Annotated in this window: 9 protein-coding genes; 7 read left to right on the top strand and 2 right to left on the bottom strand. The window is 69.4% G+C overall.

Translation table 11 applies throughout. The features are described from left to right. Window positions 1–82: 82 nt before the first annotated feature. The 4 genes from ACLVWQ_RS27605 to ACLVWQ_RS27590 all read left to right on the top strand — a co-directional run bounded on the left by ACLVWQ_RS27605 (window position 83) and on the right by ACLVWQ_RS27590 (window position 5320). Complete coding sequence (locus ACLVWQ_RS27605; protein ID WP_414111892.1) at window positions 83–925, top strand: alpha/beta fold hydrolase; 843 nt, start codon at window positions 83–85, stop codon at window positions 923–925. After that, window positions 922–2316, top strand: coding sequence for an MFS transporter (locus ACLVWQ_RS27600; protein ID WP_414111891.1), 1395 nt, complete (start codon window positions 922–924; stop codon window positions 2314–2316). Before ACLVWQ_RS27605 ends, ACLVWQ_RS27600 begins: the two co-directional genes overlap by 4 nt. Window positions 2317–2561: 245 nt before the next feature. After that, window positions 2562–2789, top strand: a complete 228-nt coding sequence (locus ACLVWQ_RS27595; RefSeq protein WP_414111890.1) for a hypothetical protein — start codon at window positions 2562–2564, stop codon at window positions 2787–2789. Between the two features lie 2009 nt (window positions 2790–4798). Then, complete coding sequence (locus tag ACLVWQ_RS27590; protein WP_414111889.1) at window positions 4799–5320, top strand: LuxR C-terminal-related transcriptional regulator; 522 nt, start codon at window positions 4799–4801, stop codon at window positions 5318–5320. A gap of 52 nt (window positions 5321–5372) precedes the next feature. On the opposite strand, the gene ispH is transcribed toward ACLVWQ_RS27590, so the two are convergent. Then, window positions 5373–6323 carry a 4-hydroxy-3-methylbut-2-enyl diphosphate reductase gene (gene ispH, locus ACLVWQ_RS27585; RefSeq protein WP_414111888.1) on the bottom strand — a complete coding sequence of 317 codons (951 nt, stop codon included), beginning with the start codon at window positions 6321–6323 and terminating at the stop codon, window positions 5373–5375. A 454-nt stretch (window positions 6324–6777) separates the two neighbouring features. Between ispH and ACLVWQ_RS27580 the strand changes: the two genes are divergently transcribed. Further along, window positions 6778–7689 carry a methyltransferase domain-containing protein gene (locus ACLVWQ_RS27580; protein ID WP_414111887.1) on the top strand — a complete coding sequence of 304 codons (912 nt, stop codon included), beginning with the start codon at window positions 6778–6780 and terminating at the stop codon, window positions 7687–7689. Window positions 7690–7991: 302 nt separating this feature from the next. Then, window positions 7992–8822 carry a methyltransferase domain-containing protein gene (locus ACLVWQ_RS27575; protein ID WP_414111886.1) on the top strand — a complete coding sequence of 277 codons (831 nt, stop codon included), beginning with the start codon at window positions 7992–7994 and terminating at the stop codon, window positions 8820–8822. Window positions 8823–9148: 326 nt separating this feature from the next. On the opposite strand, the gene ACLVWQ_RS27570 is transcribed toward ACLVWQ_RS27575, so the two are convergent. Further along, window positions 9149–10393 carry a cytochrome P450 gene (locus ACLVWQ_RS27570; protein ID WP_414111885.1) on the bottom strand — a complete coding sequence of 415 codons (1245 nt, stop codon included), beginning with the start codon at window positions 10391–10393 and terminating at the stop codon, window positions 9149–9151. A gap of 579 nt (window positions 10394–10972) precedes the next feature. Between ACLVWQ_RS27570 and ACLVWQ_RS27565 the strand changes: the two genes are divergently transcribed. Continuing rightward, window positions 10973–12082 carry a polyprenyl synthetase family protein gene (locus ACLVWQ_RS27565; RefSeq protein ID WP_414111884.1) on the top strand — a complete coding sequence of 370 codons (1110 nt, stop codon included), beginning with the start codon at window positions 10973–10975 and terminating at the stop codon, window positions 12080–12082. Window positions 12083–12285 lie beyond the last annotated feature (203 nt).

The raw sequence follows: 12285 nt of genomic DNA, 5'->3' as shown, positions 1-12285 counted from the left end.
GTCCATACATCTGAAGTATCGCCACCCAGCGTGCCATATCTTTCGCTGGATCGACCCGCCGTGGTCACTTGGGATGGGAGCCATGACTCCCTCCCCGAACGACACCGTCTTCGTCCTGGTCCACGGTGCCTGGCACGGCTCGTGGCAGTGGGCGGCGACACAGCGGGCACTCGCCGGCCTCGGTGCCGCGAGCCTCGCCGCCGATCTGCCAGGACACGGCTTCGGCGCCCCGCTGCCCAGCGGGTACCTGCGGCCCGGCCGGCCCGGTCTGCTGACCGAGCGGTCGCAGCTCGCCGACGTGACGATGGACGACTGCGCCGACGCCGTCCTGGACACGCTGCGCCGCGTCCGCCGCCACGGCCGTGTCGTGCTCGTCGCGCACAGCGCGGGCGGCGGTCCCGCGTCGCTGGCCGCGGAGCGCGCGCCCGAGCTGGTCGACCACGTCGTCTACCTCTCCGCGTTCGTCCCCGCCGGCCGTCCCCGGTTCTTCGACTACCTGAGCGCACCCGAGAACGCCACCGCACGGGGGCAGGGCCTCAACCTCGGTGATCCGGAGGCGTTGGGAGCCGTACGGATCGACCCGCTCTCACCGGACCCCGCCTACGTCGAGGAGCTGCGGCAGACCCACTACCACGACACGCCCGCCGACCGCTTCGACCGTTGGCGCTCCGCGCTCAGCCCCGATCTGCCGCTGGCCGTCCCGGCGACCCCCATCACCCTGACCGCGGCACGGTGGGGCCGTATCCCGCGTACCTTCCTGCGCTGCGCGGACGACCGGGCGCTGCCGACCGCCGCGCAGGACCTGATGATCGCGGAGGCCGACCGGGCCCTGCCGGGGCAGCCGTTCACCGTCCGCACCCTGCCGGGCAGCCACAGCCCGTTCGCCGCCCGCCCGCAGGAACTCGCCGAGGCCCTGGTCCGGTGAACGGCCGGGGCCTCCTGCTGCCGGTGGTGCTGAGCGCGACCTTCGTACAGCTGCTCAATGTCACGATCGCGCAGATCGCCGCTCCCGCCCTCCAGTCGGACCTGGGCGCGGGCCCCGGCGCGGTACAGCTCGTACTGGCCGGATACACCCTGTCGTACGCGTGTCTGCTGATCACCGCCGCACGGCTGGGCGACCGCTACGGCTACCGGCGGCTGTTCGTGCTGGGCACCACGGTGTTCACGGCCGGCTCGGTGGCGTGCGCCGCCGCGCCCGGCGCCGGATGGCTCATCGCGGCCCGGCTGGTGCAGGGCGCGGGCAGCGGCCTGGTCGCCCCGCAGGTGCTCTCGCTCATCCGCACCGGCGTCACGCCGGACCGCCGCCCACGAGCCCTCGCCCTGTACGGCGCCACGATGGGCGTGGCCTCGCTGGCCGGACCGCTCATCGGCGGGCTGCTCGTCGGCGCCGACCTCTTCGGCCTGGGCTGGCGCGCGGTCTTTCTGGTCACCGTCCCGCCGGCCCTCCTCTCGCTGGCCGGGGCCGCCCTGCTGCCTCCTGCGCGCGGTACGGACGGACAGCGCGTGGACCGGCTGGGAGCGGCGCTGACCACCACCGGCTTCGCCACGCTGGTCCTGCCCTGCGCGCTGGGCCGGGAGGCCGGCTGGCCCTGGTGGACCTGGGCCTCCTTCGCCGTGGCCGCGGTGTCCCTCACCTGCTTCGTCCGCACGCTCCGGCACCGGCCGGACCCCTTGATCCACCCGTCGGTCCTGCGGGACGGGACCGCGCGGCGGGGTGTGCTGCTGGTGTTCGTCTTCAACGCCGGAGTCCCGTCGTTCACGTACCTGCTGTTCCTGCATCTGCAGTCCGCTCTCGGGTACACGGCGCTGTCCGCCGCGCTGGTGTCGGCGCCGTTCGCCGCCGCGGCCGTTGTGGGCAGCCGTGCCGCCCCGGCCCTCTCCCGCCTGCTGGGCACGACCGCGCTGACGGTCGCCGCGCTCGTGCTGGCGGGCATGGCCGTGGCGCTCGCGCCGCTCGTCGCGACCGGGTCCGGGCGTCGTGCGGCACTGCCGGTACTGGCGGCCGGAGGCGCGGCGTTCGGCCTGTTCACCGCCTCGGTGTTCACGCTGGTGCTGGCGGGTGTGCGGGGCGACGCCGCGCGTTCGGTGTCCGGGCTGCTGCCCACGGCCCAGCAACTCGGCGGCTCGATCGGGGTGACGGTGGCCGGGCTGGCCTATTTCGCGCCGGCCGACGGTGCGAACGCGGCGTTCACGCATGCCATGGCCTACGAGGCCGCGGTCTTCGTACTCACCGCCCTGATCGCCCTCCGGCTGCGACGAGCCGGTTCCGGGGCGGTTCCGGACCGGCGCGTTTCCGGCCGGGGCGGCCGGCGGTAGGGGCGGCCGGGACCAGGGCCGGGGCCGGCCTCCGGAGCGCACGGGCAAACGGTGAAACGGGGTTCCGTGATCCGCCGACTCCCCTCCCGGACGTGGGGGTTTCCGGCCACCGCTGAGCGGCGCGGCGCCGGAGAGTCCCGAAGGGGCGCGGACGCAGACGTCTCGCCCGAGGAGTCCGAGGGAGCCCGGGGGAGCGCGAGGGAGCCCGGGGGAGCGCGAGGGAGCCCGGTGGGCAGAGTGGGCCGGTGGGCACGGTGACGTCGCAGGTCAGCTGTCTCCCCCAGCGGTTCGTCCGCTCGACCCTCCGCGCGATGGAAAGCGCGAGCGACCGTCCTCTGCCGCAAACCACAGCTCAGGCCCCGCTCTCCGTAAACATCGAAATGGCCGCGCACTTCACGTTGACCGAAATGCCGACCCGCGATCGGAGTCGCGAACACAACCGGCCCGCATTCGCGCAGTTCATCGCGGCGTAGCGCAAGTTCACCCCGGTGAAAGACACACCCGCGAAGTCGCTGTCGAGCGGAAGTGAGAGCGGACATTCAATTTCAGCCACCCCGGGAGAAGCGACCTGCCGTTCGGGCATGAAAGTTGCCCGAACGCGCCTCTTATCGGCCTGTTTCCCGCCTGAATGTCCCGCACTCTCCACACGCACACGCCATGCCACGGGAAAGGGACCGGTAACATCGGCCAATCCGGCATCGCGCAGGCCCTCCGTCCGCACCGCGCCGCCGAGGCATACCGGCGAATCCTGGATGGAAAATTACATGAGCCCTAAAACACCCACCGCGGGCCAAACAATGATCATCGGGCAGGAATTCGGTGTCATTCACTCCCGCGTCCACACGCCCGATTGCTGAGCATGATTCCCGCCAGGCTGACCGCACGTCGTTGACATGACCGGGAGAGGTCGCAGAGACTCACATCCGGTAAGGCTGATTCCGGCAGCCGGCCCAATTTCGGAAAGGAAGCCGGACGACCTGCGACGATGCCGGAGGCACGGAAAACCGCCCGCACCTCTGTATCGGAATCACACTGCACGACGAAACAACAGGAGGTGAAGAGGTGTCATGACACGCTTACAAAATGTTCACCACATTGACGATCGCCTGATGTTTCCGTCGGCGAATTCCATGTGGTCGGTCCACCCACGCGGCTGGGGAGGAAAAGCGATGAGCACGGAGAACGCCTCGCCCACCGGATCACGTGCCCTGGTATCGCCCGATACGGCACGCACCGCGGTGGCGCCTTTCCTCGAGAAGAACGATTCCGCGAAGGAGCCGGCCCTGACCCGTATCTGCGGTCCGGACGACGTACGGATCCGGGCGGCTACCACAGCGCCGCGCAACGCGCCGCTCCACGACGGCATCGCGCACTCCGACGGTCCGCGGCCGAGCCGGACGCGTGGAAGGCATTCGGCCTGAGCCTGGCGATTCACACCGGAAACGACTCCGACCAGGAGGTCGCACTCGAACTGGTCGTGGACGGTTCCGCACTCGGCAACAGAGAACCGGAAAGAGAGAAATCGCCCAGTCGTTCACCGAGGCTTTCGCCCTGGTGGACATCGGCCAGGCCCACGCACCCACTCTCCTGCCGGCCCGGACGCCGGACTGGCGGCGTACGACCAGGTGGTGAGGGACAAGGGCGTCGGCATCGCCGCGGTTCGCGCTGGGAGCACCAGCGGGACGAAGGCACCCGAGAGCCCGCCGGACCACCCTGCGCGACGCGGCCCGGCTCGGCTGGGCACCTGGGCATCGCCCGTCCGGGGAGACCTCGGCCGTCGCCACCGCCGAACCGACCGTCCCGTTCGATCGCATCGTCCATCGCACGGCATGACCGCGCCGTCCCCAGGCGCGACATCTCGATAGGAGTAGCCCCCCACCATGCTCTCTCCTCACGACACCTCCGCTCCCCCTGTCATTCGCTCCGCCGGCCGCTCTGTCATCCGCATCCGCACATCCGCGCGCGAAGTCCCGGCGGCCGAGCGGGAGATGACTGCCCTCTCCCGGACGGGCCGTTCCGAGAACGAGCGGGTCGAGCCGGTCACCCGCGGACTCGCCCCGCTCTCCTGCGCCGCACGGACCGGCTGAGGCCCGGCGGCGAGGCAGCCGGTGGAGGTCCTGTCGTAGCGGGTGGACCGGGCTGACCAGGCCGTGCCACCGCTTGAGCTCGTCGATGCGGCTCTCTCGGCGGTGGGCCGCTGCTCGTACGCCCGAGGGCGTCGCGGTCGAAGTCCGGCAGTCCGTCGCCACGGCCGCCAGATGCCTGCCAAATGCCTGCGAGACGCTTGCGAGACGTCTGCGGTGGGCCGCTCGGCCGAACCGGCTGCGAGACCCCGCCCGGACACCCGCGCCGCCCCAGACGATCGCGGATCACCTGGGACGAGTACGCCCTGTCGCCGAGGCCCATGCCCGGTGTGCCCTGGGCCGACCGATCGGCCGGGACCACGACCTCGCGGGGGTGCGGGTACGCCACGGCGTCGGCCATGCGTGCCGACGAGCGCCGGCGCGAGCGGACGGCGGTGGGCCGCCGTCGGCATCTCCACCGCTCGGAACGCTCGGGCAGGCCCCTCCATGGAGTCTCCGCCCGGCGCCTGAACACGATCGCGCCGATCGCACACCGGACTTCGCCCACCGGACAGCACGCGACAACGCACATGAACCAACGACCAGATCATCCGAAGGACATGGCCCTGCCGGGCTGTACCGAATGGACGGGTTCCATGGATATCGATCAAAATGGCTGCGAAGTGTCCCAGCCGGTCGGGGACTGGGTTCCCAGCACGATCCAGGTCAGGATCCTGGAAGGTGTCGCGGCCGGCTTCACCAGCGGGCGACTTTCGCGGGAGTTGTACCTCAGTTCGAAGACCATCGACTATCACATCCGCGTCATGTCCGACAAACTTCAGGCGCAGAATCGTGTGGCGCTGGTTTCGAGGGCGTTCGTCCTCCAGATTCTGCGAACAGATGAATGGCCTCCGCGTATCTCCTGGGAAACCCTGGATTGATTCTGGGTAGTCAGCCGGCTTCGAATCGCCCCGCCTGGACCGGACCGGTCGGTCACGGCACGTCCGCCACTCCGGTCAGCCGGGCGGGCGGGGAGAACACGATGTCCTCGGTCGCTACCCGTTCCACGGACGTGTCCGCGTAGCCCAGTTCGGCGAGCCGGTCGAGCAGCTGGTCGACGAGGATCTCCGGCGCGCTCGCCCCCGCGCTCACTCCGACCGTGCTCACGCCGGCCAGCCACGTGGCGTCGAAGTGGGTCACGTCCGGCACCAGTTCGGCCCTGCCGCCGAGCCTGCGCGCCACCTCGACCATCCGGATCGAGTTGCTGGAGTTGGTCGAACCGACCACCAGCACCAGGTCGCACCGGTCCACGATGGCCCTGATGCCGTCCTGGCGGTTCTGGCTGGCGTAACAGATGTCGTCGCTGCCGGGCCCGCGCAGATCGGTGAACCTGCGCCGGAGCACGGCGATGATGTCCTTGGTCTCGTCCACCGAGAGCGTGGTCTGGGTGAGGTAGGCGACCGGAGTGTCGAGGGGGAGGTCCAGTGCTTCCGCCTCGTCGACCGTCTCGACGATGACCGTCTGGTCGGGAGCGTGCCCGTAGGTGCCCTCGACCTCCTCGTGGTCCGCGTGGCCGATCAGCAGCAACGTCCGCCCGTCGCGCGCGAACCGGCGGGCCTCCTGATGCACCTTGGCCACCAGGGGGCAGGTCGCGTCGAGCACGTCCAGCCCGCGTGCGTCCGCGTTCCGACGCACCTGCGGCGAGACACCGTGCGCGGAGAAGACACACACCGCGCCTTCCGGCACCTCCTCCTCGGAGTCGACGAACCGGACGCCCCGGCGCTCGAACCCGCGCACCACGTGGTGGTTGTGCACGATCTCCTTGCGGACGTAGACCGGCGCGCCGTGCTGTTCCAACGCGAGGTCGATGATGGCTATCGCCCGCCGCACTCCGGCGCAGAAACTCCGCGGCTCGGCCAGCAAGACCCGTTTACCGTCACTCATCCCGCTCCGCTCCGTTCCGCGCCACGACGTCCGCGTCGGAACGCCTGGCTCGCGTCGCCGAACAGGGCATCCACGCCAGTCGGTGGAAACCGAGTCCCGCTCAGGAAGTCTTAATCGGCCGTTGGCTGCCGGCTTAACAGCCGGACTCGAAGTGCGGCCTTGCGGCGCCGCCCAGCGGCTACCAATCCACAGAATAGTCCAAATCCGGTTGCGTGCCGCGTTCTTTGGGGTTTTTCCCAAACCCGAAGATGCGCCCGCCGCATCGTTGACACACCCAGGGCCGCCCTCCACGATGGAAACCAATGGCTGCCACTCGATTCGGCACCACTATGGAATCCGGTCCGGCGATCCTTACCGAACCAGGTATCCCCGCGGAAATCGTGGCGAGCGCTGCATGACGTTCAGCAGGCCATTCGCCAACGTCGTCGGCATCCGAGCTCTGGAGGAGTGACCCGTGTCGAATCTGGATGAGCTTACAAGTTCACCTCAAACAGCCCTGGACCCTCAGGATGAGGTGAAAATAGTTGGCCAATACTACGACGACAAAACAGCCAGGCTTGTTCGCAAATACGGACCTGGGCCCCGAATTCACTATCACGTGGGTCACTACCCTTCCCTCGAATCGCCGCTGCGTGCCGACGATGTGACGCCGGACGCCATTCGCGCCAGCATTCGGCTCCACCAGGAGGGTCTGCTGCGGTACGCGGCCAAGATCTGGGACGCCGAACAGCGGCTGTCGGGCAGGATCCTGGACGTCGGCTGCGGTCTCGGCGGCGGCTCGCTCTTCTGGGCGCAGGAGTACGGGGCCGACGTCACGGCGGTCACCAACGCGCCGGAACACGCGCCGGTGGTCGAAGGGTTCGCACGGGAATGCGGTGTGGGCGACAGGGTCCGCACGCTGGTCAGCGATGCGAAGAAGCTGCCCCTGGACGGCGGCCCCTACGACGCTGCGGTGGCGATCGAGAGCAGCGGCTATTTCGACCGCCCCCGGTGGTTCGAGCGTATGGCGCGCGTGCTCCGTCCGGGCGCGAGCGTCTGCATCGAGGAAGTGTTCATCACCCGCCCGCACGGGGCCGATGTGTGGGCCGAGTACTTCTACACGAAACCGGCTTCGGTGCTCGACTACGTCAAGGCCGCAGAGGCCGCGGGTTTTGAATTGGTCGACGACGTCGACGCCACGGCGGAAACCGCGCCGTTCTGGGAGGAGAGTGCCGCCTGGACGAAGGCGATACTCGACAATGACAGCACCCTCTCCTCGGTCGACCGCAGGCAGCTGAGGATATCCCTGCTGGCGAACCAGGCGCTCGGCACCGAATGGCGGGCCGGGGGCGTGCGGCTGGGTTTCCTGCGCTTCGAACTGAAGTAGACCCAGCCCCGGCGCAGCGGGTTTTCGCCCGCCTTTCGATGTGGCCGCCGAATTCCAGGGCGGTCGACCGGGATCCTCGGCGCGGGAGGCTCAGGCACCGGCCGGCGTGGACCAGTTCGTGATGAGCCGCCGGCCGGGCCGCGGGTCGCACCGCACTGCACTGCACGCACCGCACCACGAGAGCCCTGGGGACAACGGGCGGGACCTGCGGCGGCGTACCGGCGGATCATTCGCGGGCTCGCCGCCGGTAGCGCCGAACCACCATCGGCTTCCGCCGCTTTCACCAAGATACGGAGTTCTACATGACGCTCGAACAGTCTCCCGCTCACAGCGATGTCCTGAACGTGTACGACGGGTTCGGCAAGATCTACGGTTCGGCGTGGGGCCCCAATATCCACTACGGCTACTGGGAGAACGACGCCGACGACAGCTCCGTCGAGGTAGCCACGGACCGCCTGACCGACCTGATGATCTCAGGCCTCGCCGCGCAGCCCGGCCAGCGGGTCCTGGACATCGGCTGCGGCATCGGCTATCCCGCACAGCGGCTCATCCGCACCTCCGACGTGGACGTGGTGGGCATCACCGTCAGCCACATCCAGGTGTCGGACGCCACGAAACTCGCGGCCGAGGCCGGGCTCGCCGACCGGGCGTCGTTCCAGTTCGGCGACGCGATGGACATGCCCTTCCCCGACGGCTCGTTCGACGCGGCCTGGGCGTTCGAGTCGATGTGGCACATGCCCGACCGCGGCCAGGTGATCTCCGAGGCCGCCCGTGTGCTGCGCCCCGGCGGCCGCTTCGTCGTCGCCGACGTCATCCAGCGCGACCCGATCACCCCTGAGGGACGCGAGGTCCTGGACCACGTCGTCGAGCACTACGGGGTGCGCTCCCTGGGCACGATCGAGGAGTATCGGACGGCGCTGGCCGACCACGGTTTCGTCGACGTGGAGATCACCGACATCACCGACAACGTCATCCGCACCCTGGGACTCATGGCCGACGCCGTGGAGACCGTCCGCGACAAGCTGGCCGAACTGGTCGGCGAGGAACAGGCCTCCTCGCTCCTCCACTTCATGCGCAAGCTCGGGTCCATCCCGGAGAGCGGCTACCTCTTCCTGACCGCGGTCCGCGCCTGACCGCGAGCGGCGTCCCCGGTCGTCCCCGGGCGTCCCCGTGGCGCGTAAGGCGTAAGGCCGAAGCCGGATAAGGCATACGGCCGAAGCCGGATAGGGCGTACGGCCGAAGCCGAAGCAGGACTCCCCGCCGACGAGGCCCCCGAGCAGCGTGATGGAGATGTCAGACATCTCGATCAACAGCTCGGGGGCCTCGTCGGCGGGCGGCCCTGTCGCTTTCCCGTCCTGCCGCACGCGGCCTGCCCCGTCCGGGCGTGGAGCAGGCCACCGTGCTCGTCGTCACCCGTCAGTACGGGCTTGTCACGCCGCCGACCAACCGGATGCCCATGTCACCGCTGCCGCACCCGCAACTCGGTCAACGCCCGCAGCGGAAACACCGGCCGGTGACGCGGCAGCGGCCCCGGTGCCAGGGTCAGACCGGGCATCCTGGTGGCGAGGGCCTGTATCGCGATCTCCAGTTCCGAGCGGGCGAATCCGGCTCCGAGGCAGAAATGGATGCCGTGCCCGAACGCGAGATGCGAGGCGGACCCACTGCCCGGACTGAACGAGACCGGGCACCCGGAGGCCTCGCCGACCCGGCCGGCCGCTCCGTACAGCAGAAGGAGTCGGCTCCCCGCGGCCAGGGGGACGTCGCCGACCACGACGTCATCGAGCGCGGTCCGGTACATGCCCGCCAGCGGGCTGTCGAACCGCAGCCCCTCCTCGACGAGGTCCCGCGTGGTGATCGTCCCGTCGACCACCTCGGTCCAGCCGCCGGGTGTCTGGAACTGCTGGAAGAGGATGGTGCCCAGCGCCTCGGCGCAGGTCATGTGGCCCGCGAAGATCAGCGTGGGGATCATGACGGAGGCCTCGTCGGCGGTGAGCGTACGGCCGGCCTTGCCCTCGTGGAGCAGTTCACTGATCAGGTCGTCCTGCGGCGCGGCGAGCCGCTCCTGTACGAGTGCCCGGGTGAACGCGCCGAACTCCATCAGCCCGTGGGCGAATTCGCGCAGCCCGTCGAGATCGGTGTTGCCCCGCGCCATCATGAGTTCGATGCGCTGCTCGGACCACGTGCGGCAGCGGTCGAGGTACTCGTCCGGTATCCCGAGGCGCCGGCCGATCACCTCCAGGGAGTACGGAACGGCGAACTCCGTGATGAAGTCGAACTCCTCCTTGGCCGCGATCCGCTCGACGAGACCGGTGGCGATCGTGCGCATCGTGGGTTCGAACGCCCTGACCCTGGCCGGTGTGAATCCGATATTGAGCACTTCCCTGATCCTGGTGTGCTCGGGAGGGTCGAGCGAGCCGACGGCCAGCGCGTCGGCGCCGCGCCAGGTGCGCAGCATCCGGCTCACGTCCTCCGGCAGGGCGACCGCGGGACGGGGATTGTGGTCGCGCGCCGAGAAGTTCCGGTCGTCCCGCAGCACGGCGACCATGTCCTCGCGCCGGGTGACGCACCACGCGTCGAGCAAAGGGGCGTAGAAGACCGGTTCCTTCTCTCCGATGCCGGCCAGAAAGGAATACGGGTCGTCACGATGCGCGCCGTACGGATCGAACGACCTGTCCTCATGCAATTGCCCCGAATCAACAGACATCGCCATTCCGCCTCTCAAGCTTTCTGTGAGTCATAACCGGCAATGATCAGTGACGTTGTGTGATATTGCTCGGCCTGGGAGCCATTCAACGGCCTCGGCCCGGCCGGACCGGCCTGAGCGCGGCAGTTCTTCGCCGTTTCGACGGCGTTCGTCCCGACGACGGCCGGCGGGAGTGCCCGTGGGTACCGTGCGCGGAGAAGACACACGGCAGTCGGCGGAAAACGAGTCCCTTCGCAGGAAGTCCTATCCGCCGCGTAAACGCCGGTTCAACGGACCGGACTCGTAGTACAGGCTCGGGCGCGGCCCAGCGGCCACCACTCCGCAGAATAGTCCAAATCCAGTACCGCGCCGCGTTCTTTGGGGTTTTTCCTAAACCCGAAGATGCGCCCGCCGCATCGTTGACACACTCAGGGCCGCCCATCAGGATGGCAGTCAGAACGATCACGCAAATTCCGGCTGCGTCACCCCGGGTTCAGGCGGCGCCATATTCAGTACAGCTATTTTCAGTGGTGCAATTCGCGAACCGCATGCGCACAGCTTCTGACCGGTAATAAGGAGCGCGACCGGAGGAGAATCCCGATGAGCGCACTCGGCACCTCGTCGACCAGGCCCCGCGCCTTCCCGTCGTCGGAGACGGCGCGGTCCACGGTGTTGCCCGTGATGCGGCGGCGGGCCTCCGCACTGGAGCCGACCCTGGCCCGGATCTGCTCCTACCACCTCGGCTTCGTCGACGAACACGGTGACCCGACCGGCGAGGAGGGCGGCAAGCTGACTCGTGCCGCCCTCATGCTGGCGGCGGCCGAGGGAGTCGGGCTGCGGCCGGAGGACGTGCGGGACCAGGCGGCGGCCCTGGAACTGCTGCACAACTCGACCCTGATCCACGACGACATCATCGACGCGGACGAGCTGCGCCGCGGCCGCCCGGCCGCGTGGAAGGTGTTCGGTTCCAGTCCGGCCATCCTGGCCGGGGACGCGTTGCAGGCTCTCGGGATGCGGTTGGTCGTCGACGACCGCGGCCCCGGCCGTGCGGAGATCTCCAGTGTGTTCGCCGAAGCCCTCGGCCTCGTTCTCGCGGGCCAGACCCGCGAGTTGACGGTCCGGCTGGGTCCGGACACCGGGATCTCCGAGTACGACCGCATCGTGGAGGAGAAGACGTCCGCGCTGTTGGAGTGCGCACTGGTGACACCCGCGCTGCGGGCGGGGAAACCGGAGCACGTCCTGTCCGCCCTGCGCGGCGCGGGCAGGCATCTGGGCCTCGCCTTCCAGATCTTCAACGACGTCGAGGACATCTGGGGCGACCCCGCGGTGACCGGCAAGCCCGTCCGCAGCGACATCCTGCGGCGCAACCCGACGTTCCCGGTGCTGGCGGCCCTGTCCGCCGACAGCCCGGCCGGTGAACGACTGCGCCGGCTGTGGCACTCCGACGACACCACGGCGGCGCACCTCCAGGAGATGGCCGACCTCGTCGAGGAGTGCGGCGGCCGGCACACGGCCCTGCGACTGTCCCGCGGCCGTCTGGACTCGGCTCTGGAGCACCTCGGACGAGCCGAGCTGTCCCCGGCCGCGACCACCGAACTGACCGCGCTGTTCGACCGCATCGTCCATCGCACGGCCGACCACGCGGCTGATCACACGGCCGGCCTTCCGGCCGACCGTCCGGCCGTTCACCCGGCCGATTCCACGGCATGACCCGTGACTTCCCGGCAGGACCGGCATCCGGATCGGAGTACATGATCATGGCCAGGGCCCACGACGACCCGGCCCCGCCCCGTGCGTGGCACCAGCCCGGCGAGCAGGCCCTCCGCGTTCCCCTACGGGCACCGGGACGACGAGCCCCCGTACGTCGTGACCGTCCTCGACCCAGTGGTCCGAACCTCGATTCCGGCGGAGGC

Origin of the sequence: Streptomyces sp. CWNU-52B (genome assembly GCF_047444975.1) — a bacterium.
Taxonomy (GTDB): Bacteria; Actinomycetota; Actinomycetes; order Streptomycetales; family Streptomycetaceae; genus Streptomyces.
This window is presented reverse-complemented; position numbering and strand designations above follow the sequence as displayed.